18 protein-coding genes and 1 pseudogene are annotated in these 22896 nt (G+C 70.8%); 13 read left to right on the top strand and 6 right to left on the bottom strand.

The genetic code is table 11. The features are described from left to right. The first annotated feature begins 20 nt into the window (after positions 1–20). On the top strand, positions 21–1574 hold the full coding sequence (locus tag BMY97_RS28410) for a M4 family metallopeptidase (protein ID WP_091622239.1): 1554 nt from the start codon (positions 21–23) through the stop codon (positions 1572–1574). 325 nt (positions 1575–1899) lie between these two features. On the opposite strand, the gene BMY97_RS28405 is transcribed toward BMY97_RS28410, so the two are convergent. Further along, on the bottom strand, positions 1900–2355 hold the full coding sequence (locus BMY97_RS28405) for a hypothetical protein (RefSeq protein WP_091622237.1): 456 nt from the start codon (positions 2353–2355) through the stop codon (positions 1900–1902). A 216-nt stretch (positions 2356–2571) separates the two neighbouring features. Between BMY97_RS28405 and BMY97_RS28400 the strand changes: the two genes are divergently transcribed. From BMY97_RS28400 to BMY97_RS28385, 4 genes are read left to right on the top strand one after another with little or no spacing between them, the layout of a single operon-like run. After that, a complete protein-coding gene (locus BMY97_RS28400; RefSeq protein WP_091622234.1) occupies positions 2572–3630 on the top strand; it encodes an ABC transporter substrate-binding protein in 1059 nt (352 codons plus the stop codon). A gap of 10 nt (positions 3631–3640) precedes the next feature. Then, positions 3641–4432 (top strand): ABC transporter ATP-binding protein, encoded by a 792-nt coding sequence (locus BMY97_RS28395; protein ID WP_091622232.1) that lies wholly within the window; start codon positions 3641–3643, stop codon positions 4430–4432. After that, positions 4419–5312 (top strand): ABC transporter permease, encoded by an 894-nt coding sequence (locus BMY97_RS28390; RefSeq protein WP_091622229.1) that lies wholly within the window; start codon positions 4419–4421, stop codon positions 5310–5312. Before BMY97_RS28395 ends, BMY97_RS28390 begins: the two co-directional genes overlap by 14 nt. 34 nt (positions 5313–5346) lie before the next feature. Next, complete coding sequence (locus BMY97_RS28385; RefSeq protein ID WP_091622226.1) at positions 5347–6336, top strand: YdcF family protein; 990 nt, start codon at positions 5347–5349, stop codon at positions 6334–6336. A gap of 69 nt (positions 6337–6405) precedes the next feature. Here the strand turns inward: BMY97_RS28385 and BMY97_RS28380 are convergent, their stop codons facing one another. Next, positions 6406–8259: a DEAD/DEAH box helicase gene (locus BMY97_RS28380; protein WP_091622224.1), complete on the bottom strand. Its 1854-nt coding sequence runs from the start codon at positions 8257–8259 to the stop codon at positions 6406–6408. A gap of 230 nt (positions 8260–8489) precedes the next feature. Between BMY97_RS28380 and BMY97_RS28375 the strand changes: the two genes are divergently transcribed. The 6 genes from BMY97_RS28375 (at position 8490) to BMY97_RS28355 (ending at position 14555) form a co-directional block, all read left to right on the top strand. Next, positions 8490–10211, top strand: coding sequence for an acyl-CoA dehydrogenase family protein (locus tag BMY97_RS28375; RefSeq protein ID WP_177231588.1), 1722 nt, complete (start codon positions 8490–8492; stop codon positions 10209–10211). A 199-nt stretch (positions 10212–10410) separates the two neighbouring features. Then, positions 10411–10590, top strand: coding sequence for a hypothetical protein (locus BMY97_RS48675; RefSeq protein WP_245787534.1), 180 nt, complete (start codon positions 10411–10413; stop codon positions 10588–10590). Between the two features lie 44 nt (positions 10591–10634). Beyond that, entirely contained in the window at positions 10635–12071 is a 1437-nt protein-coding gene (locus BMY97_RS28370) for a purine-cytosine permease family protein (RefSeq protein ID WP_245787533.1), read from the top strand. Between the two features lie 104 nt (positions 12072–12175). Continuing rightward, positions 12176–12892: a GntR family transcriptional regulator gene (locus BMY97_RS28365; protein ID WP_091622221.1), complete on the top strand. Its 717-nt coding sequence runs from the start codon at positions 12176–12178 to the stop codon at positions 12890–12892. Then, positions 12889–14310: an amidase gene (locus BMY97_RS28360; RefSeq protein WP_091622218.1), complete on the top strand. Its 1422-nt coding sequence runs from the start codon at positions 12889–12891 to the stop codon at positions 14308–14310. The genes BMY97_RS28365 and BMY97_RS28360 overlap by 4 nt, the downstream gene beginning before the upstream one ends. 26 nt (positions 14311–14336) lie before the next feature. Beyond that, positions 14337–14555: a hypothetical protein gene (locus tag BMY97_RS28355; protein ID WP_091622215.1), complete on the top strand. Its 219-nt coding sequence runs from the start codon at positions 14337–14339 to the stop codon at positions 14553–14555. 53 nt (positions 14556–14608) lie between these two features. Here the strand turns inward: BMY97_RS28355 and BMY97_RS28350 are convergent, their stop codons facing one another. Then, the gene (locus tag BMY97_RS28350) at positions 14609–17014 is read right to left on the bottom strand and encodes a Tex family protein (protein WP_091622213.1); all 2406 of its coding nucleotides are present in this window, start codon (positions 17012–17014) and stop codon (positions 14609–14611) included. A 307-nt stretch (positions 17015–17321) separates the two neighbouring features. Here BMY97_RS28350 and BMY97_RS28345 point away from each other — a divergent pair. Then, positions 17322–18212 (top strand): annotated as a pseudogene (locus tag BMY97_RS28345) (chitinase); the annotation flags it as partial. Between the two features lie 175 nt (positions 18213–18387). On the opposite strand, the gene BMY97_RS28340 reads toward BMY97_RS28345, so the two are convergent. Both BMY97_RS28340 and BMY97_RS28335 read right to left on the bottom strand, forming a co-directional pair. Continuing rightward, positions 18388–19863 (bottom strand): flavin-containing monooxygenase, encoded by a 1476-nt coding sequence (locus tag BMY97_RS28340; RefSeq protein ID WP_091622210.1) that lies wholly within the window; start codon positions 19861–19863, stop codon positions 18388–18390. Positions 19864–19936: 73 nt separating this feature from the next. Then, positions 19937–21031 carry a winged helix DNA-binding domain-containing protein gene (locus BMY97_RS28335; RefSeq protein WP_091622207.1) on the bottom strand — a complete coding sequence of 365 codons (1095 nt, stop codon included), beginning with the start codon at positions 21029–21031 and terminating at the stop codon, positions 19937–19939. A gap of 80 nt (positions 21032–21111) precedes the next feature. On the opposite strand from BMY97_RS28335, the gene BMY97_RS28330 reads away from it, so the two are divergent. Continuing rightward, a complete protein-coding gene (locus BMY97_RS28330; protein ID WP_091622204.1) occupies positions 21112–22170 on the top strand; it encodes an AraC family transcriptional regulator in 1059 nt (352 codons plus the stop codon). On the opposite strand, the gene BMY97_RS28325 is transcribed toward BMY97_RS28330, so the two are convergent. Then, positions 22097–22762: a TetR/AcrR family transcriptional regulator gene (locus tag BMY97_RS28325; protein ID WP_091622202.1), complete on the bottom strand. Its 666-nt coding sequence runs from the start codon at positions 22760–22762 to the stop codon at positions 22097–22099. The two genes, BMY97_RS28330 and BMY97_RS28325, sit on opposite strands and share 74 nt — an antisense overlap. Positions 22763–22896: the final 134 nt, after the last annotated feature.

Below are 22896 nucleotides of genomic sequence, written 5' to 3'. Positions count from 1 at the left end.
CCCGGAGGAGAACTTCGCCGATGACCTTGCGACGATCACTCGTGCTGCTCGCAGCCGGGGTGCTGGCCGCGGCCGTCACCACGACCGCGGCTGCCCAGGCACAGACTTCCGATCCCCGTAGCCCGCAGACCGCCGAGGCGATGGCCGCCACGGCCGCGCAGCAGCTGGTGGCCGCCCGGCCCGCCGCGCTGCATGCCAGCCCGGATGACGTTTTCCAGCCCCACAACGTAATTTCGTCGACCAACGGGCTGAAGTACGTGCCCTACGACCGCACCTACAAGGGCCTGCCGGTCGTCGGCGGCGACTTCGTCGTGGCCACGAACTCCGCGGGCAAGGTGCTCACCACCTCGGTCGCGCAGAGCACCGCGATCAACCTGCCCAGCACCACCCCGAAGCTGACCGCGCAGCAGGCCGAGGCGATCGCCCGCCAGCAGGTGCCCACTGTGGACAGTGTGAGCCCCGCGCAGCTCACCGCCTTCGCGCTCGGCACCGCGCCGAAACTGGCCTGGAAGTCCCAGGTCGCCGGCCGGAACGCGGAGGGGCCGAGCAAGCTGGACGTCATCGTCGACGCCTTGACCGGCAAGGTGCTGCACACGCAGGAGCACGTGGCCTACGGTGACGCGCAGGGCGTGTGGAACGGCCCGGAGCCGCTGCACATCGACACCACGCAGTCCGGCGGCAGCTACTCGATGACCGACCCGAACCTGAAGAACGTCAGCTGCCAGGACGCCGACACCAACAAGACCTTCACCAAGTCCACCGACAGCTGGGGCAACGGCGACGAGACCGCCAAGGAAACCGGGTGCGCCGACGCCCTGTACAGCATCCAGGCCGAGAACAAGATGCTGACGGACTGGCTGGGCCGCAACAGCTTTGACGGCAACGGCGGCGGCTGGCCGATCCGCGTCGGCCTGAACGACGAGAACGCCTACTACGACGGCAGCCAGGTCCAGATCGGCCACAACGCGGCCGGGCAGTGGATCGGCTCGATCGACGTGATCGCGCACGAGCACGGGCACGGCATCGACGACCACACCCCGGGCAGCCTGTCCGGCAACGGCACCCAGGAGTTCGTCGCGGACGTCTTCGGCGCCTCGACCGAGTGGTACGCCAACGAGGCCGCGCCGTACGCCGTGCCGGACTTCCTCGTCGGCAACCAGGTGAACCTCGTCGGCAGCGGGCCGATCCGCAACATGTACGACCCGTCCCAGCTCGGTGACAAGAACTGTTACGACAGCTCGATTCCCGGCACCGAGGTGCACTCCGCGGCGGGCCCCGGCAACCACTGGTTCTACCTGGCCGCCGAGGGCACGAACCCGACCAACGGCCAGCCGGTCAGCCCGACCTGCAACAACTCCACGGTCACCGGGATCGGCGTGCAGGACGCGGTGAAGATCTTCTACAACGCGATGCTGCTCAAGACCAGTGACAGCTCCTACCAGAGCTACCGCACCTGGACGCTGACCGCGGCGAAGAACCTCTTCCCGGGCAGCTGCACCCAGTTCAACAGCATCAAGGCGGCCTGGGACGCGGTGAGCGTGCCGGCCCAGTCGGGCGATCCGTCCTGCGGCTAGGTTCCGGCCCGCTGAACTGATCCACGACTACCCGCGGCGGGTGGGGGAGACGAACTCCCCCACCCGCCGCGGTCGTGTCCGAAGAGGACAGTCGAGCCGGGGCGAGCAGGCCGAGCCGGCGCCGGTCGGCGTCGAACGCGGTGAAGTAGCCGGTCGAGTGCCGCGGCCGGGCGAGAACCGCCTGTGCCGTGCGGAGATCGTGGCAGCCCGGGCGGCGTCGGCCACGGCGGGAGCAGGCCAACGCCCTGTGTCAGTCTGCTCCGATTCGTCACCAAGGCAAAATGGGGCCGGCTGCCGGGGAGGCCCGCCCGGCAGCCGGCGTCGATCAGAACACCAGGCCGGTGCCGTCGCAGAGCTTCGGCCAGGTGTTGATGCCGGTGGTCGCGTTGACCTGGACGGCGGCCTTGCCCTTGGGGATCAGCACGGCCGGGAGCACGTCGGCGGTCAGCGGGATGTCGGCGTTGGCGATGTTCTTGAACTCGTGCGAGGCGACGATCTGGGCGCCCGGCTGCTTGAACACGTTCACGGTGACGATGTTGTCGCCGCTGATCTGCCCGCCGGCGTTGCGGAGGTCGGCGTAGATGTCGACGATCTTCCAGTTGCCCCCGTCGGAAATGGCGTTGACCCAGCCGGTGGCGTAGTTGGCTTCGGTCGGCGAGACGCGGGTGGTGCAGCTGCCGTGCCAGTCCGGGTTGTCGTCGGCCAGCGCGGCCGGGGCCATGGCCAGCGTGGTCGCGGCCACGGCCGCGGTCGCGGTGAAAATCGATACGGAACGTCGCATTTGTCTCTCCCCATAAGCGTTTCCGGTTGATCGAGACGACCGTAACCCCCACTTCGGGGCGCTGTATGGGAATTACCAACACTGGGTGGCGTTAGCCGTACCGGATTTGGTTGTCAAGGGATCTCACCAGGTTTCCCGGGATGCGGATGTCCCTGCACGCGAGTGGGTGACCGTGCGAACCTCGCCGGACATCAACCCCCGAAAGGCGACGCTGACGTGCGCACCCACCACCGCAGCCGCTTCCTGGCCACGGCACTGACCGCCCTGACCGTCCTGGGCGTGCTCGCCGGCTGCTCCCGCGCCGACACCTCCACCGCGCCCGCGGCGAACGAGGGCGCGGCCACCGAGGTCCGGCTCGGGTTCTTCCCGAACGTCACGCACGCGCCCGCGCTGATCGGGGTGAAGAAGGGCTTCTTCGCCCAGAACCTCGGCTCGACCAAGCTCACCACCCAGACCTTCAACGCCGGGCCCGACGAGGTCAACGCGCTGCTGGGCAACTCGCTCGACGTCGCGTTCATCGGCTCCGGCCCGGCGATCAACGCCTTCACCAAGTCCAAGGGCACCATCCAGCTGGTCTCCGGCTCGGTCTCGGGCGGCGCGCAGCTGGTCGTGAAGCCGGACATCACCAGCGTGGACCAGCTCAAGGGCAAGAACCTCACCACCCCGCAGCTGGCCAACACCCAGGACGTCGCGCTCAAGAAGTTCCTCGCCGGCAAGAAGCTGACCGACCAGGTCAAGATCACCACGATGGACAACCCGAAGACGCTCGACGCGTTCAAGAAGGGCGAGGTCGACGGCGGCTGGCTGCCCGAGCCGTGGTCGTCGCGGCTGGTGCTCGACGCCGGTGCCAAGGTGCTGGTCGACGAGAAGTCCCTCTGGCCGGACGGCCGGTTCCCCACCACGGTGGTCATCGTGCGCAGCGAGTTCCTGCAGCAGCACCCGGACACCGTGCGCGCGCTGCTCAAGGGCCAGCTGGCCGCGATCGACTGGGCGAAGGCCAACCCGGCGGAAGCCAAGACCGTGGTCAACGGCGAGCTCAAGGACCTGGCCGGCGCCAGCCTGAGCCCGGCGGTGCTGGACCGCGCGTTCTCCGGCATCGAGCTGACCACCGATCCGATCCCGGCCGAGTTCCCGCAGCTTGCCCAGGACTCGGTGACCGCGGGGGTGGTTAAGTCCGCCGTTTCGCTGAAGGGCTTCGCTGACTTCGGCCCGCTCAACGACGTGCTGAAGGCCGGGAACCAGCCCGCCGTCAACGCCCCCGAACTGACTCAGTGAGGAACCCGCGATGACCACGACCCTCCCCAGTGGACGGACGAGTTTCACCGGCGCGGCGGCGGTGCGGCTCGACGGCGTCGGCAAGGCGTTCGGCCCGGCCGGGCGCGCGGTGGTCGCGCTGGACGGGGTGGACCTGGAGGTCGCGCCGGGCGAGTTCGTCTGCCTGCTCGGCGCGTCCGGCTGCGGCAAGAGCACGCTGCTGAACCTGGTGGCGGGTCTGGACGCGCCGTCGTCGGGGCAGATCACGCTGAACACGTCGCGGCCCGCGGTGATGTTCCAGGAGGCCGCGCTGATGCCGTGGCTGACCGCGAGCCGCAACGTCGAGCTTCCGTTGCGGCTGGCGGGTTTCGGCCGCGCCGAGCGCCGCGCGAAGGCCGCCGAGCTGCTGGACCTGGTCCGGCTCAAGGGCGCCGGGAACAAGCGGCCGCACGAGCTTTCCGGCGGGATGCGCCAACGCGTCGCGCTGGCCCGCGCGCTCGCCGCGACCCACCGCGTCGGCGGGGACCCGGAGCAGGCGCTGCTGCTGATGGACGAGCCGTTCGCCGCGCTCGACGCCATCACCCGCGACGTCCTGCAGGGCGAACTGCTGCGCGTCTACCGCAGCACCGGCACCTCGGTGCTGTTCGTGACCCACGACGTGCGCGAGGCGGTCCGGCTCGGCCAGCGCGTGGTCCTGCTGTCCTCGCGGCCCGGCCGGGTCGTGCGCGAGTGGGGCGACGTGCCGCTGGCCGACGCCGAGGAGCTGACCGAGGAAATCACCGGGCACCTGCGAGAGGTGATCAGTACCCATGGCGCCGCTTGACCGGTCCGCTGCCGCCGACGACGCCGCCGTCGACGCCGTCAGTGCTGGGCTCGACGCCCTCGACGCACCGGCCGGGGAACCGCACCGGGGCTTCTGGAAGCGCTTCGCCTGGGGCTTCCTCCCGCCGGTGCTCGCCCTGGTGCTGCTGGTGGTCATCTGGCAGGTGCTGTGGGCCGCGGCGTTCTGGCCGGAGACCTACCTGCCCGCGCCGCTCGCGGTGTGGGACGAGTTCTGGGAACGGCTCGTCAGCGGCGATGTCTTCGAGTACGTCTGGACCTCGGTGCACCGCGCCGCGCTCGGCTTCGCCGCCGGGGTGGTCATCGGCACGCCGCTCGGCCTGCTCGTGGCCAAGGTGCGGGTGGTGCGGGCGGCGATCGGGCCGTTGCTGACCGGGCTGCAGAGCCTGCCGTCGGTGGCCTGGGTGCCGGCCGCGATCCTCTGGTTCGGCATCAACGACGGCGCCATCTACTTCGTCGTGCTGCTCGGCTCGGTGCCCTCGATCGCGAACGGGCTCGTCTCGGGCATCGACCAGATCCCGCCGATCCTGCCGCGCGTCGGCCAGGTGATGGGGGCCGGGCGGTTTTCGTCCGCGCGCCACATCCTGCTGCCCGCGGCGCTGCCCGGGTTCCTCGCCGGGCTGAAGCAGGGCTGGGCGTTCTCGTGGCGGTCGCTGATGGCGGCCGAGCTGATCGCGCTGTCGCCCCAGCTGGGCATCGGGCTCGGCGCGTACCTGAACCAGGGCTCGTCGCTGAACGCCATCGAAAAGGTGATCGCGGCGATCTTCCTGATCATGCTGGTGGGGGTCGGCATCGAGCTGCTGGTGTTCCGCCCGGCGGAGCGCGCGGTGCTGCGCGCGCGAGGCCTCACGGCGTCACTCTGACGGGTAAGCCCACCCCCTGCGAGAATCCCCGGTCATGTTCTCCGGGGTCCTCGCGCTGATCGCCGTCCTGATCTTCTTGGTGCGGTTCCTGCGCGAGCCGCGGCGGTTGGGCAACGCGGTGTGGTTCGCCGTCGCGCTGGTGCTGACCGGGCTGTGGCTGCTCGGGCAGCTCGGCCGCGTCAGCTGGCTGCAGAGCGTGGTGCTGACCCTGTTCCTGGTGCTGGCGTTGATGTCCGCGCTGGTGCTGCCGTGGGCGCTGGTCGCGAACGGCGTGGTGATGTGGCGGCGCGAGGGCCACCGCGTGGCGAACCTGCTCTCGCTGCTGGCCGGGCTGGGTTTGCTGGCGGTCTTCGCCGTGGCCCTGACGGCGTTGTGGTTCGGGCACCCGCAGTGGCTGGTGGTGGTCGCGCTTTCGGCGCTGCTGGTCGCGGGCTACCTGGCCTTCGTGTTCACCGCGCTGCTGCTGTACTCGGTGCTCTACAGCCGCGTGAAGCGCCGTGCCCGCGCGGACGCCGTGATCGTGCTGGGCTCGGGCCTGCTGGGCGACCGGGTGCCGCCGCTGCTGGCGAGCCGGCTGGACCGGGCCGTGGTCTTCTGGCGCCGGTGCCCGGAGGCGCTGGTGGTGGTCTCCGGCGGCCAGGGCCCGGACGAGCTGAAGTCCGAGGCCGCCGCGATGGCGGGCTACCTGGTGGCCGCGGGGGTGCCCGCGGCGCAGGTCGTGCTGGAGGACCGGGCCACGACCACGGACGAAAACCTGCGCTACAGCGTCGCCTTGCTGGGGGAGCGCGGTTTCACCGGCCGTGTCCTCGCGGTGACGAACAACTACCACGTCTTCCGCACCGCGGTGCTCGCCCGCCGGCTGGGGCTGCGCCTGGACGTCATCGGCGCCAGGACGGCCTCGTACTTCGTGCCGAGCGCCTTCTTGCGCGAGTTCGTCGCCCTGCTGGTGCAGTACCGGAAGACCAATGCGGCGGCCTGTTTCGTGCTCGCGGCGGGCCCGGCGGCGCTGGCTCTGCTCAGCTGAGCGTTCCGCCGGAAAAGAAGCAGGCCCGCGGGGCGAACCCCACGGGCCTGCTTCGTCGAGCGTTTCGGATCAGCGGTCGGAGCGACGGCCACCCGCGCGGGTGCCCGAGGAGAAGGCCGCCGCGCCGCCGCGGGGCTGGCCGCCACCGGAACGGGCCGGGGCCGCGCCACGCTGGGAGCCGCCGGAAGCGGAGCGGGCGGGCGGCTGCTGGGCCCGCTGACCGGACCGGACCGGGGCCTGGCCGTTGCGGGCCGGTGCCGCGCCGCGGCCGCCGGAACCCGAGCGGCCACCGGCCTGACCGGCACCGGACTGGCCGCGCGAACGGCCCTGCCGCGTGTCGTCACGGCGGTCCGAGCCGGTCTCGGTCGTGTACTCCAGGCGCGAGCCGCGGGAGCCCGAACGGCCGCCGGAGCGGCCGGTGTCGGTGGCGAAGTCGCCGGTGCGACCCGACCCACGGCCGCCGGAGCGGGCTGAGTCGGTGGCGAAGTCGCCGGTGCGACCCGACCCGCGGCCCGTGGCCGCACCAGCGGAGCCGCGGCCGCCGGAGCGCTGACGGCCGCCGTCGTCTCGGCGGGCTGAGGCCGCGGCGCGGGCGCCAGCGCCTCCGCGGTTTTCGCCGGTGGGGCCACCAGCGCCACGGCGGCCGCGGCCGCGAGGGGGACGTTCGTCCTCGTCGCGGCGGGAGCCGGGAGCCGCCTGGCCGCCCGCGGTGACCTTCTTGGGCCGGTTGTCCACGATCGGACGGCGCGGGGAGGCGTCGAACGTCCGCTCGCCCGGGGCCAGCTGCGCCAGCAGCGGGTGGCCCGGGCCGATCTGCGTGGTGGTCGGCTTGATGCCGGCCTTGCGGGTGAGATCGCGCACGTCGCGCACCTGCTCGTCGGTCATCAGCGTGATGACGGTGCCCGAGGCGCCGGCCCGCGCGGTGCGGCCCGAGCGGTGCAGGTACGCCTTGTGCTCGACCGGCGGGTCGGCGTGGATGACCAGCGTGACGTCGTCCACGTGGATGCCGCGCGCGGCGATGTCGGTCGCGACCAGCGTCTTCGCCGCGCCCGAGGAGAACGCCTCGAGGTTGCGGGTCCGGGCGTTCTGGCCGAGGTTGCCGTGCAGCTCGACGGCGGGCACGCCGCTGGCCACCAGCTTGCGGGTGAGGGTCTTCGCGCGGTGCTTCGTGCGCGTGAACACCAGCGTGCGCCCGGGCGCCGCGGTGAGGTCGACCAGCACCGGCAGCCGGTGGGTCTCCTCGAGGTGCAGCACGTGGTGGGTCATGGTCGAGACCGGCGACTGGGCCGAGTCGACGCTGTGCGTGACCGGATCGTGCATGAAGCGCTTGACCAGCACGTCGACGCCGCCGTCGAGGGTCGCCGAGAACAGCAGCCGCTGGCCGCGCTCCGGGGTGGCGTCCATGATGCGCCGGACCTCGGGCAGGAAGCCCAGGTCGGCCATGTGGTCGGCCTCGTCGAGCACGGTGATCTCGATCTGGTCGAGCTTCACCTCGCCCTGGCGCATGTGGTCGGCCAGCCGGCCGGGGCAGGCGACGACGATGTCGACGCCATCGCGCAGCCGGGTGATCTGCGGGCCGGCGCTGACGCCGCCGAAGATCGTGGTGGTCTTGAGGCCGAGCACCTTGCCCAGCGGCAGGATCGCGGCCTCGATCTGGGTGGCCAGCTCACGGGTGGGCGCCAGGATCAGCGCGCGCGGACGGCCCGGGCGGCGCCGCGTCGGGCCCTCGGCCAGGCGGCTGAGCAGGGGCAGCACGAAGCCGTACGTCTTGCCGGAGCCGGTGCGGCCGCGGCCGAGCACGTCGCGCCCGGCGAGCGTGTGCGGCAGGGTGGCCGCCTGGATGGGGAACGGTTCGGTGACGCCCTGCGCCGCGAGGGCGTCCACGAGGGTGGCGGGCAGGCCGAGTTCGGTGAAAGTCGTCATAAGCGGTGTGGACGCTCGATGCGCCCTGGTCTCCATACCTGAGAAGGGTTGTCCTGCCCGGCGCAGACCCTTTACGGCCGCGGCGCGTGGTAGTCGACAACACGGCCCGAGGCAGAACTGAGCGGACCGCATGATCAGTTTACCTGGTCCGCCCCGCTCCCGTCGCGTGAGTTTGCCCGCACTTGGCCCGCTTGCTAAGTTACTGATGAGTAATCACCGACAGGAGTGCCATGACCGCGACGTCGCTGTTGCTGAACCCGCCAGCCTACGACCCGCGGCGGTTCGACCCGGAGACCCGGCGCCTGCTGCGCGCCACCATCGACTGGTTCGAGTCGCGGGGGAAGGCGAAGCTCACCGAGGACTACCACGCCCGCGTCTTCTACGCGGACTTCCTCGAGTTCGCGGGGGAGGAGGGCCTGTTCGCCACCTTCCTGACGCCCGCCGCGAACGCCGACGGCAGCCCCGACAAGCGCTGGGACACCAGCCGCGTCGCCGCGCTTTCGGAGATCCTCGGGTTCTACGGGCTCAACTACTGGTACCCGTGGCAGGTCACCATCCTCGGCCTCGGCCCGGTCTGGCAGAGCGGCAACGACGTCGCGCGCAAGCGGGCCGCGGACGCGCTCGCGGCCGGCGGCGTCGGCGCGTTCGGACTGTCCGAAAAGGACCACGGCGCGGACATCTACTCGTCGGACCTGGTGCTGACCAAGGACGGTGACAGCTACCGCGCGAACGGCTCGAAGTACTACATCGGCAACGGCAACTGCGCGCAGACGGTCTCGGTGTTCGGCCGGATCGAGGGCGTCGAGGGACCCGATCAGTACGTGTTCTTCTACGCCGACTCGAACCACCCGAACTACCACGTGGTGAAAAACGTGGTGCCTTCGCAGATGTACGTCGCGGAGTTCCGGCTCGAGGACTACCCGGTGCACGCCGAGGACCTCCTGCACGTCGGCGCGGAGGCCTTCAGCGCCGCGCTCAACACGGTCAACATCGGCAAGTTCAACCTGTGCTTCGGCGGCATCGGCATGGCCACGCACTCGCTGTACGAGGCGATCACGCACGCGCAGAACCGGGTCCTCTACGGCAATCCGGTCACCGACTTCCCGCACGTGCGGCGCGAGTTCGTCGAGGCGTACGCGCGGCTGGTCGCGATGAAGCTGTTCTCCGACCGCGCCGTGGACTACTTCCGCTCCGCCGGCCCCGACGACCGCCGCTATCTGCTGTTCAACCCGATCACCAAGATGAAGGTGACCACGGAGGCACAGAAGGTGATCGGCCTGGTCGCCGACGTCGTCGCCGCGAAGGGCTTCGAGGCCGACACCTACCTGGCGATGGCGAAGAACGACATCGACGGCCTGCCCAAGCTCGAGGGCACGGTCGCGGTGAACCTGGCGCTGATCGCGAAGTTCATGCCCGCGTACCTCTTCGCGCCGCAGGACTACGCCCCGGTGCCGACCCGCGACGACGCCGCGGACGACGAGTTCCTGTTCCGCCAGGGCCCGGCGCGCGGCCTGTCGAAGGTCCGCTTCCACGACTGGAAGACCGCGTACGAGAAGGCGTCCGGCATCCCGAACGTCGCGCTGCTCACCGAGCAGGCCGCGGCGCTGGTCAAGCTGCTCACCGAGGCCACGCCGGACGAGGCGCAGCAGAAGGACCTCGACTTCGGCCTGGCGCTGACCGAGCTGTTCACCCTGGTCGTCTACGGCCAGCTGGTGCTGGAGCAGGCGGAGCTGACCGGCATCGAGGCCGACGTCGTCGACCAGATCTTCGCCGTGCTGGTGCAGGACTTCAGCCTCGCCGCCGTCGACCTCAACGGCAAGGCCGGCTCCACCGAGGCGCAGCAGAAGATCGCGCTGTCGGCGCTGCGCAAGCCGGTGGTCGACGCCGAGCGGTTCGATCGCGTGTGGACGATGGTGCGCGGGCTTTCCGGCGCCTACGCGATGAATCCGTGACGAACCCCTGACGCCCTCGCGGGCCGGTCGGCGCAGAATCGGCCCGCGAACCGGCGTTTCCGTGATCTTCCCGCGGGAATCCCCACGTCAGCGCATGATCGACGCTCTCGCTGTGGCGTAACCGCGCGCAACTCGCGCCGATACACCCCGGCAATACTCCGTTCCTAGCTTTCGGCCCAGCCGGCCGGAAGGAGCGGACATGGGGCTCGCTGACAACCCGCACATGGAAGACTACTCACTGCGTTACACACCGGCGTCGTTCCGGAAATGGTCGCCGTGGATGGTGTTCCTCAGCTGCCTGGTCGGGATCTCGGCCATGGCGGGGTACGCGCTCGACGCGGCGTTCGTGAACGCGGGCTGCTCCTGCCGCTGGCGCTGATCGGGTTTCTCGTCGCCGCGGCGGTCACGCTGCCGCTGACGCTGGTGATCGCGTTCGCCATCACGCGAAGGCACGTCGACATCGACCTGCTCACCCGGGGTTCCGGGTTCGGCTACCTCGGTTCGACGCTGACCTCGCTGGTCTACGCGACGTACACGCTGATCTTCCTCGCCTACGAGGGCGCGATCATGGCGCAGGCGGTGACCGCGCTGACTGGGCTCGGTCTTCGTTTGTCCTATGTGGTCGTTTCCGCGGTGATGATCCCGCTGACGCTGTACGGGATGACGTTCAGCTCGAAGTTCCAGGCCTGGACCTGGCCGCTGTGGATCGCGTTGATCGGGCTCGCCATCGGCACCGCGGCGACCGCGCCGGACGCCGGGCACAACATGGTCCACCCCGCCACGGTCTCGCCCGCCGGGCTCGCGGGGCTGACCGTGCTGGCGGTGTTCACCATCGCCGCCGCGCAGCTCTCGCTGGCCACGCAGGTGGGGGAGCAGGGCGACTACCTGCGGCTGATGCCCGATCCGACACCGAAGAACCGGGGCCGCTGGCGGCTCGCGGTGATCATGGGCGGCCCGGGGTTCGCGCTGTTCGCCGTCGGCATCTTCTTCGCCTCGACGCTGCTGGTCGGCTACGCGGCGACGAAGCTCGGCCCGTCGCAGGTGGCCGTGCCGGTGGACCTGTTCACCGCCGTCTACGAGCGGCTGACCGGCAACCACACGGTCGCGCTGGTGCTCGCCGGGGTCCTCGTGCTGCTGTCGCAGATCAAGATCAACATCATGAACACCTACTCGGGCTCGCTGTCCTGGTCGAACTTCTTCTCCCGGCTGCTGCACCGCCACCCCGGCCGCGCCGCCTGGGTGTTCCTCCAGGTCGGGCTGGCGCTGGTGCTGATGGAGCTGGACATCTTCAGCCACATCGTCGAGGTGCTCGCCTGGTACTCGAACGTCGGCGTCGCGTGGATCGCCGCGATGGTGTCGGACCTGGTGATCAACCGGAAGCTGCTCAAGCTCGCTCCGGCGGACCTCGTCTTCCACCGCGCGCACCTGTACAACGTGAACCCGGTCGGCTTCGGCTCGATGGTCGTGGCCGGCGGTGTGTCGATGGTCGCCTACTACGGCGCGTTCGGGACCGCCATGGCCGCGCTTTCGCCGTTCCTCGCGCTGGTGCTCGCGTTCGTGCTGCCGCCGCTGGTGGCGCTCGCGACGCGCGGCCGCTGGTACGTCGCGCGGGTTTCGGAGCTGCCGGCCGACGCGACGGAGCTGCCGTGCACGGTGTGTGAAGGCAGCTACGACGTCAGCGACATGGCGACCTGCCCGTTCCACGGCGGCACGATCTGCTCGCTGTGCTGTTCCACCGAGGGCAAGTGCAAGGACGCGTGCAAGCCGAGCGCGTGGGTGCCGCGCAAGACGGCCTTGGGAATGCCCGTCGTGCCGCCCCGTGCGCCCGCGCTGACCGCCGTTTCGGAGGTCACGCCGTGAGCGCGCCGGTCCGCTTTAACAGCCGGGTGACGCCGCGGACCCCGGCAGGCAACGCCCGCTGCCTATGGTCCGGCGGTGTGCGAGGTGCGTCGAGAGCGCACGACGTGCGCAGGCTGCGTGACCTGCTGCGTTCGGCGGTGCAGGGCGACCGGTTCACCGGCGGGCAGCTGCCCGGTGAAACGGAGCTGATGGCCGAGCACGGGCTGTCTCGCGCGGCGGTGCGGGAGGCACTCGCCCTGCTCCGGGCCGAGGGGCTGATCGAGCGGACGCAGGGCGTCGGGACCCACGCCGTGGCGCACTCGGTCAGCACCAGGATCACCGAGGCGCACGGCACCAGCTCGCCCTCGCCGACGAGCCTGCTGAACCGCCGCACCCGGCCGCGGGTGCTGGACCGGTCCGTGGTGGCGCTGTCCGCGGTCGCCGCCGAGCGGCTCGGCGCGCCGGCCGGAATCCCGTGCCTGCGCCTGGAATACGTGGCGCTGCACGAGGAAGAGCCGCTCTGGCTCGCCACGAACTACGCGCTGTTCCCCGAGGCGGAGAAGCTGCGCGACTGCCCGTTCGTCACGGACTGGTACGCGCTGCTCGCGGACGCCGGCGTCGAGTTCGGCGCCTCGGAGTTCGTGATCGGCGCGGAAACCGCCGATCCGCACACCGCGGCCGTGCTCGGGGTGCCCGCCGGCGCGCCCGTGCTGGCCATCGAGCAGACCATCGCCGACGTGTCCGGCCGGCTGTTCGACCTCGCTTTCGTCCAGACCCGCGCGGACCGGTTCCGCATCGTTTCGCGCGGAACCCGCAACCCGATGCTCGAGGAGCTGGCATGACGGAGACCCCGCAGACTCTCACCGACGCCGCCGCCGCGTTGCGCGACGGCACTGTCACGGCCGTACAGCTGACCGAAGCCGCCATCGCCCGCGCCGATCTCGCCGACGCCGAGGTGGGCACCTACCTCGCCCGCTTCGACGAGTACGCGCTCGAACGGGCCGCGCTGGCCGACACCGAGCTGGCCCGCGGGGAGGACCGCGGCCCGTTGCACGGAATTCCCTTTGGCGTCAAGGACATCCTCGCGATGGCCGAGGGGCCGACGACCGCGCAGAGCCTGATCCTCGACCGGACCTGGGGCGCGGGCAAGGACGCGCCCGTCGTCGCGCGGCTGAAGGCGGCCGGCGCGGTGATCACCGGCAAGACCACCACGATGGAGTTCGCCTGCGGCATGCCGGACGACACCAAGCCGTTCCCGGTGCCGCGCAACCCGTGGGACACGGCGACCTGGCCCGGCGGGTCCAGCTCGGGCACCGGCAGCGGCGTCGCGGCCGGCATGTTCCTGGCCGGGCTCGGCACGGACACCGGCGGCAGCATCCGCATCCCGGCGGCGTTCTGCGGGGTGAGCGGGCTGATGCCGACGTTCGGCCGGGTGCCGAAGTCCGGCTGCGTGCCGCTGGGCTACAGCCTCGACCACATCGGGCCGCTCGCCCGCAGCGCGCAGGACTGCGCGTCGGTGCTGGAGGTGCTCGCCGGGCCGCATGCGAGCGACCCGGACTGCGTCGACGCGCCGTTCACCGCGCCGGAACTCGGCGGCGACCTGACCGGGCTGCGCGTCGGCGTGGTGCGCGAACACCATTTCCCGGCCGACGGCGATCCCTCGCTGGCGAGCACGTTCGACGCGGCCGTCGCCGTGCTCACCGGGCTGGGCGCGGAGGTGGTGGAGGTGTCGCTGCCGTTGTGGCCGGAGATGATCACGGCGGACATGATCACCATGGGCTGCGAGGCGCTGGCGTATCACCGCGGCGATCTTTCCGGCCGCTGGACCGACTACTTCGTTGGCACCAGGGCGATGCTGGCCACCGGGGCGACCGTCTCCGGCGCCGACTACGTGCAGGCCCAGCGCGTCCGGCGGGTGGCGCAGGACGCGATCGCGAAGCTGTTCCGGACCGTGGACGTGGCCGTGATGCCGACCGCCGCGGCCGGCGCGCCCGCGTTCGACAGCCTGGCCGGCCCGGATGGGGTGCCGGACGTCGGCGCGTTGTTCTCGACGATTTTCACGCCGTACTGGGACAGCCTCGGCAACCCCGTGCTCGCCGTGCCGATGGGCTTCACCGCGGCCGGGTTGCCGCTTTCGATGCAGGTTGCCGGGCCCGCCTTCGGAGAGGCAGCCCTGCTGCGTACGGGGGCGGCGTTCCAGCTCGTCACCGATTGGCACCTGCGTGAGCCCGCGCTGGTTTCGGCTCCCGTCGCCGCCTGATTTGCTTGTCCTGGAAGGGGAAAGCCATGCCTGAACTGACTTCGGAGTCCACAGTGGACGTGATCCGGAAGCTGCTCGACGTCGCCTCGCTGCCCGCGAGCGAGGTCGAGCTGACGGCCTACGCGGCGGCATATCCGGCGCAGCGGGCCGGGGTCGAGGCGCTGTATGCCGTGCCCGAAGCCCGTTACGCCGACCCGGCCCTGCGCTTCCGCGCGGAGGCGGTCATCGAGGACTGGGCGCACTGAAAAGCTCGTGGGTGTTTATGCCGGTTCTAGCCGGCATAAACACCCACGAGTCCTTACTTGCCGAACCCGGCGCGCCGGAGGGCGTCGGCCATGGAGCCGCTGCCGCCGCTGCCGCCACTGCCGCCGGAATTGCCGCCGCGGTCCCGGCCGCCGCCGTTTCCGCCGCGGTTCGGCTGCTGGCCGCCCCGGCGCTGGCCACCGCCGCCTTGGCCGCGGTCACGCCCGCCGCCCTGCTGGGCACCGCCGCCGCCGCGGCGGTCCTGCGACGAGGTGCCCGGCTCGTCGTCCAGGCGCAGCGTCAACGAGATCCGCTTGCGCGGCACGTCGACGTCCAGCACCTTGACCTTCACGATGTCACCGGGCTTCACGACGTCGCGCGGGTCCTTCACGAAGTTCTTCGACAGCGCCGAGACGTGCGCGAGCCCGTCCTGGTGCACGCCGACGTCGATGAACGCGCCGAACGCCGCCACGTTCGTCACCACGCCCTCCAGCCGCATGCCCGGCGTGAGGTCGCCGATCTTCTCGACGCCCTCGGCGAAGGTGGCCGTCTTGAACGCCGGGCGCGGGTCGCGGCCCGGCTTCTCCAGCTCGGCCAGGATGTCGGTGACCGTCGGCAGGCCGAAGGTCTCGTCGACGAACTCGGCCGGCTTCAGCGCCTGCAGCGTGCGCGTGCTGCCGATCAGCGAACGGAGGTCCGTGCTGGTGGCGGTCAGGATCCGCCGGACCACCGGGTAGGCCTCGGGGTGCACCGACGACGCGTCGAGCGGGTCGTCGCCGTCCGGGATGCGCAGGAAGCCCGCGCACTGCTCGAACGCCTTCGGGCCGAGCCGCGCGACCTCCTTGAGCGCGGTGCGCGTCTTGAACGGCCCGTTCGAGTCGCGGTGGGACACGATGTTCTCGGCCAGCCCCGTGGTGATGCCCGAGACGCGGGTGAGCAGCGGCGCGGACGCCGTGTTCACGTCCACGCCCACGGCGTTCACACAGTCCTCCACCACCGCGTCGAGCGAGCGCGACAGCGAGGCCTCGGACAGGTCATGCTGGTACTGCCCGACGCCGATCGACTTCGGGTCGATCTTCACCAGCTCCGCCAGCGGGTCCTGCAGCCGTCGTGCGATCGAGACGGCGCCGCGCAGCGAAACGTCCATGCCCGGCAGCTCCTGCGAAGCGAACGCCGACGCCGAGTACACCGAAGCACCCGCCTCCGAGACCACGGCCTTCGTCAGCTTCAGCTCGGCGTGCTTCTTGATCAGCTCCTGCGCGAGCTTGTCCGTCTCGCGCGAGGCGGTGCCGTTGCCGATCGAGATCAGGTCCACGTTGTGCCGCGCGCACAGGACGGCCAGCTCGGCGATCGACTGGTCCCACTTGTTCGCCGGCTGGTGCGGGTAGATCACGTGGGTGTCGACGACCTTGCCGGTGGCGTCGACGACCGCCACCTTCACCCCGGTGCGGAAGCCGGGGTCGAGGCCCATCGTCGCGCGGGTGCCGGCCGGGGCGGCCAGCAGCAGGTCGCGCAGGTTGGCCGCGAACACGCGCACGGCGTCGTCCTCGGCCGACTGGCGCAGCCGCATCCGCAGGTCGATGCCCAGGTGCAGGAGGATCTTCGTGCGCCAGGCCCAGCGCACCGTGTCGCCGAGCCACTTGTCCGCCGGGCGGCCCTGCTGGGTGATGCCGACCTTGTGCGCGATTCGCTGCTCGTACTGCGTCGGCCCGACCCGCGGCTCTTCGGAAGGCTCCTCCGGCTCCATCGAAAGGTCGAGGACTTCTTCCTTCTCGCCACGCAGCATCGCGAGGATGCGGTGCGAGGGGAGCTTGGTGTACGGCTCGGAGAAGTCGAAGTAGTCGGCGAACTTGGCGCCTTCGGTCTCCTTGCCCGCGCGGACCTTCGACGTGAGGTGGCCTTCGGTCCACATCTTCTCGCGCAGTTCGCCGATCAGGTCGGCGTCCTCCGCGAAGCGCTCGACCAGGATCGAGCGGGCGCCGTCGAGCGCCGCCTGCGCGTCGGCCACGCCCTTGTCGGCGTCGACGAACACCGCGGCGGCCGCGTGCGGGTCGGTCGACGGGTCGTTCATCAGGCCGTCGGCCAGCGGCTCGAGGCCGGCCTCACGCGCGATCTGGGCCTTCGTCCGCCGCTTCGGCTTGTACGGCAGGTAGATGTCCTCGAGCCGCGACTTCGTGTCCGCGGCGAGGATCTGCGCCTCCAGGGCCTCGTCCAGCTTGCCCTGGGTCCGGATGGACTCCAGCACGGCGACGCGGCGCTCGTCGAGCTCACGCAGGTAGCGCAGGCGCTCCTCCAGCGTGCGCAGCTGCGCGTCGTCGAGCATCCCGGTGACCTCCTTGCGGTACCGGGCGATGAACGGCACGGTCGACCCCCCGTCGAGGAGATCGACGGCGGCCTTGACCTGCCCTTCGCGCACCTCCAGCTCTTCAGCGATCCGCTGCTCGACCGACTGCACGCTCACAACCAAGCTCCTGCTCCGTCTCGACGTTCCGTATCGTGCATTCTGCCGTCCGGCGCGGTGCGACTTTCGTATGGGCCTGCCCAAGGGTGCCTTGACATCGGTATTGGTCTAGTCCACTTTGTGGTGACCTGCCTCACTCTCCCGTGGAGGTCTCCCCATGTCCCGTAACCCCAAGAAGGCGCTGACCGCGCTGGTGGCCACGGTGGCCGCCGGCCTCGCGGTGACGTTCGCCGTCAGCGGCAATGCTTCCGCCGCCGCAGTCAGGACCGCCGCCGACCATCCGGGCGCGGTGAAGGCGGCCCCCAACGCCCTGCCCAAGCACCTGCTCACCGGCTACTGGCAGAACTTCGACAACGGCGCGAAGCCGCTGAAGCTCGCAGATGTGCCTTCGCAGTACAACATCATCGCCGTGGCCTTCGCCGACGCCACGAGCACACCGGGCGCGGTGAGCTTCACGCTCGACTCGGGCCTGTCCTCGGCGCTCGGCGGCTACACCGACGACCAGTTCCGCGCCGACATCAAGGCCGTGCAGGCGCGCGGGCAGCAGGTCATCATCTCCGTCGGCGGCCAGAACGGCACCATCAACGTCAGCGACTCGGCGTCCGCGGACAACTTCGCCAACTCGATCAAGTCGCTGATCTCCACCTACGGGTTCGACGGCGTCGACATCGACCTGGAGAACGGCGTCAACGCCACCTACATGGCCCAGGCGCTGCGCAGCATCCACGACGGCGGCGGCCAGGTGATCACGATGGCGCCGCAGACGATCGACATGCAGTCCACGCAAGGCGCCTACTTCCAGCTCGCGCTGAACATCAAGGACATCCTGACGATCGTCAACATGCAGTACTACAACTCCGGCACCATGCTCGGCTGCGACGGCCAGGTCTACGGCCAGTCCACGGTCAACTTCCTGACCGCGCTCGCGTGCATCCAGCTGCAGGGCGGCCTGCGCGACGACCAGGTGGCCCTCGGCCTGCCCGCGTCCGGCTCGGCGGCGGGCGGCGGCTACCAGTCGCCGTCGAACGTGGTCTCGGCGCTGAACTGCCTGGCCAAGGGCTCGGGCTGTGACTCGTACAAGCCCCCGGCGACGTACCCGGCGATCCGCGGCGCCATGACCTGGTCGATCAACTGGGACGCGGCCGCCGGGTACGCGTTCGCGAACACCGTCGGTGCCGGGCTCGCGAACCTGCCGTAGGGGTGGTCCGGACAGACCTGGAGGGGCTCCCGCGACGACAGGGGAGGGAGTCGCCGCGGGAACCCCTCCAGAACACCCCCAGTGCACGCGCGCAGAGGGGGTGAGCGCGTGCGACCGGGTCCAGCCTGCCCGGTCCTGGTAGGCAGATCGGTTGTGCAGCTGTTGAATCGCCTGGTCAGTGGGCTTTACCGGGGAGGGTCACCAGCTGGTAGTCGGCCGGGTCGAGGCGGCGGGTCCGGCGGTCGTATTCGGTCACCAGGCCGGGCCAGTTGGTGCTCACCCGGCCGTCGGCCTGCCGGTACCAGCTGCTGCACGCGCTCCAGACGCTACGCGAGAGCCGCCGCTGCACCTCGGTGTCGTACCGCTCTTCGACTTCCGGTCTGACGTCCAAATAGGACACTCCGGGCCGGGTCAGCTGCTCCACGGCCTGGCGGATGTAGCGCGCCTGCCGTTCGAGCATGTAGATGATGGAGCCCGCGCCGAGGTTGGTGTTGGGGCCGTAGACGCAGAACAGGTTCGGGAAGCCGGGCACCGAAAGGCCCAGGTACGCCCGGGCGCCACCGGCCCAGGCATCGGACAGCGCCCGCCCGCCGAGCCCGTGCACCTTCATGGTGCCGAGGAATTCGGTCGCGCGGAAGCCGGTGCCGTAGACGATCGCGTCCACCTCGTGCTCGACGCCGTCCTCGGTGCGCACGCCGCGCGGGGTGATCTCGCGGATCCGGGTGGTCTCGACCTCGACGTTCGGCTGCGCGACGGCGGGCAGGTAGTTGCTGGTGAACAGGATTCGCTTGCAGCCCAGCGGGAAGCCGGGCGTGAGCTTGCGTCGCAGCTCGGGATCCTTGAGGTACCGGCGCCGCAGCTGCGCGGTGCGGGCCTCGAACACCTTCGCCAGGACCGGGTGGTGCGTCATGGCGTACGTCGCATACTCGGCCAGCAGGAAGATCCGCAGCCGGCCGAACAGCTGGGTGGCCGGGACACGCCGGAACAGCCGCTGCTGCCAGCCGGTGTAACGCGCGTCGTTCTTGGCCATGATGTGCGGCGCGGTGCGCTGGAAGATGGTCAGCTTCGCGACGCGCTTCTGCAGCTCCGGCACGAACTGGATGGCGCTCGCGCCGGTCCCGATCACCGCGACGCGCTTGCCTTCCAACGGCGCCTCGTGGTCCCAGCGCGCGGAATGGAACGCGGGGCCCTCGAAGGTGCCGAGCCCGGGGAGGTCGGGCATCGCCGGTCGCGAGAGCTGGCCGACGGCCGGCACGAACACGTCCGCCTCGTAGGTCTCGCCGCCCGCCGTCTCCACGCGCCAGCGGCCTTCGTCGAAGGTGGCCGCGGTGACCTCTTGCCCGTACCGGATGTGCGGGGCGATCCCGTACTTGCCGATGACCCGCTTGAGGTAGGCGTGGATGTCCGGCTGCAGCGAGAACCGCCGGGGCCAGCGCGGGTTGGGCTCGTAGGAGAAGGAGTAGAGCGGCGAAGCGACGTCGCAAGCCGCGCCCGGGTAGGTGTTTTCACGCCACACGCCGCCGGGCTCGTCCGCCTGCTCCAGGATCGTGATGTCGTGGAACCCGGCGCGCTTGAGCTCGATCGCCGTCGCGATCCCGCCGAACCCGGTGCCGACGATCAGCACCGACGGCGTCCTTGCCGTTTCACCCATGCCCGGCAAGCTACCGAGCGGTCACCGCGTGGGGAAGGACAGCGGCGGACAGCGAATCGAGAATCCCGGCCACTCAAGAGGCGGTCAGGACCCGCACCTCGGACTCGGTGCCGGGGGAGGACCAGGCCAGCAGCTTCCGCCCGGCGCTCTCCGCGGCGGTGACGTCACGCTTGGCCAGCCGTTCGAACGGGGTCACGGTGAGTGTCGTTTTCCCGCCCGCCTTGGCCGTTTCCCAGCTGCCCCGCACCTGGCCGCCGGCCAGCAGGGTGCCCTTCACCAGCCCGTTCTGCGTGATGACGCGCTTGCGGTGCTCGTCGCTGATCACCCGCCGCCGGTCGGCATAGGCCAGCAGGGTCTGGTCGAACGGGCCCAGCAGCCGCAGCGGCATGGGCCCGTCCTCTTCGGGGACCACGGCTTCGGGCAGGTCGTAGAGCACTCGGCCGTCCGGGTCGCGGTAGGCGCGCAGGTCCATCTCCGCGAAGACCTCGCCCAGCCGCGTGACGCCCGCCCAAGCCTGCGCGTCCGCCACCGAAGCCGGGCCGAACGCCTTCAGGTACCGCCGGACCAGCTCGGTCAGCGACGGGGCCACCGGCGCGGGCCCGCCGATCCAGTCGTGGGCGAGCTGGTAGGTCGGCTGCCCGGACGAGCCCCACACGCCCTGCGGCGGGATCTGCACGAGCGGCAGGAGGCCCCGCGCCAGGTGCGTCAGCGCGCCGGCCGGCCGGTCCGGCCACTGCGACGCGAGGGCGGCGCCCAGCTCCGCGCCCGAGTGCGGCCGGGCGGCCAGCAGCTTCCGCGCCACGTCGGTGACGGCCCCGCGGTCCAGCCCGGCGATCTTCGCCGCGAACTGGACGTTCGTGTCCAGGTCACGGTCCATGATCACCTGCACCAGCGGCCGCCACGCGAGCGCGTCCGCGGCGCTCACCAGGTGCACCGTGCCGCGCATCAGCACCAGCCGCACCACCTGCCGGTCGAGCAGCAGCTTCGAAAGGTCCTCGGGCCGGAAGCCGTGCAGCCGCGCGTGGAGCGCGTAATACGGCGGGAACGGCGCCTGCGCCTGCAATCCCGCGAGGTGCTCGACCGCGTCGAAGGCCGGCAGCTTCACCCGCCGCAGCAGCAGCTGACGGTCCAGCGTCGCGCGGCTCAAGGCGCGCCGGCTCAGATTCATAGCCGGACTGTAACCACCAATGCGGACAGTTCCCGCCCTCGACGAGCATGATCGACGGGTCCTGATCCATAATCCCGGCCATGGCCGAGCTCGCCGCGCCCGCGGTCCGCGACTGGGACTTCCCCCGTGGCACGGCCAGCATCCAGCTGATGCTCCGGTTCGCCGAGGACCACGGCGTGCCCGCCCGCGAGCTGCTGCCCGCCGCCGACCTCGACGCCTTGAGCGGCTGGGAGGCGCCGGACCGGCAGGTGGACGCGCGCCAGGAGCTGGCCGTGGTCCGCGCCGTGGCCGCGCGCGCCGGGGGCTCGGACGACCTGGCGCTGGAGCTCGGCCGCCGCTACCGCGTGACGACCTTCGGCATCTTCGGGTTCGCCTGCATCAGCAGCCCGACGATGCGTGACGCGATGCTGTTCGCCCTGCGCTACCTGGACCTGAGCTTCACCTTCTGCATCCCGCACGTGGAGCTGGACGACGACGGGATCAGCGTGGTGCTCGACGACACGCGGGTGCCCGCCGACGTCGCCCGCTTCCTGGTCCTGCGGGACCTCGGCGCGATCCACACGGTGATGCGCGACCTGCTCCCGGAGATCCGCCTGGAGCACCTGGGCTTCCGGCACGACGCGCCGGACGCGGTCCAGTCCTATGTGGATACTTTCGGCCTGGTGCCCGAATTCGGCGCCCCGCGCCACCTCGCGACGATGGACCCCGCGCTGCTCACTTATCCCTTGCCCCAAGCCAATGAGCAGACCGTGGCCCTCTGTGCTGCGCAGTGTGACGCGCTCGTCGCCCGCCGCCGAGAGCGCTCCGGCATCGCCCAGCTGGTGCGGGAGCGCCTGGTACGCCTGGGCGGGGTCGACGCCGGCATGGACGAGATCGCGCGCCAGCTCGCGGTGAGCCCGCGCACGCTGCGCCGCCGGCTGGCCGACGCCGGCACCGGCTACCGCCAGCTCGTGGACGAGGTCCGCCAGACGCTCGCCGAGGAGATGCTGGACACCGGCGCCCTGTCGGTCGAGGATGTCGCGCTGCGGCTGGGTTACGCGGAGGCGTCGAGCTTCATCTACGCGTTCAAACGGTGGACCGGGATGACCCCGGCAGCGTTCGCGCGCCGGTCCGCTCCGCGAGCACGGCCGGGTAGGTGACCTTCAGCAAGCCCAGCACCGACTCGACGAGGAACGTGCGCAGCTCGGTGCGGCCGAGCGTGCCGCGGATCAGCCACTCGCGCGAAGCGGCGCGCAACATCCCGCCGTACGAACGGATCATCGCGCGCAACTGCTCACGGCCCTCGGCGACGTCGGTCATCAACGCGGCGGCGAGCACCCGGTCGGCCGCGATCTCGTCGGCCTCCAGCATGATGCGCTCGATCTCGGGGTCGCGGCCCGCGGACTCCGGCCCGATCACGGTCAGCCAGGCGTCGCGGTTGCGCTCGACGACCTCGATCCAGCGCTCGATGCCGATCTCCAGCCGTCGCTCCATCGGCTCGTCCGGCAGCGATTCCACCACGGGAGCGGGCACGATCATCAGCTGCCGCACCACTTCGAGGTACAGCTCGCGCTTGCCGCCGAAGTAGTGGTTGATCAACGGGCGCGCCACCCCGGCGGCGGCCGCGATGTCCGAAGTGGACACCGACGCGTAGCTGCCGGCGCCGAACAGCCGCCGCGCCGCCGTGAGGATCTCGGCCTTGCGCTCGGCCGGCTCCAGCCTTCGCCGGGTGGGCTGCGCTCCGGTGCTCATCGGGTCAGCCTCGTCGCCCGCCTCCGTGCTGTCAACAAGTTGTTGACCGCGCGTAAAGAGTGTTGCCCGACGTCGGGAAGCGCCGTTACCCAACCGGAACGGCTGCCCGGTAACTTCCCCGGCCACTGGCGCGA

The organism is Amycolatopsis saalfeldensis (assembly GCF_900110575.1).
In the GTDB taxonomy this organism is placed as follows: domain Bacteria; phylum Actinomycetota; class Actinomycetes; order Mycobacteriales; family Pseudonocardiaceae; genus Amycolatopsis; species Amycolatopsis saalfeldensis.
The sequence above is the reverse complement of the archived record's forward strand: the minus strand, read 5'-3'. Positions and strand labels throughout refer to the sequence as shown.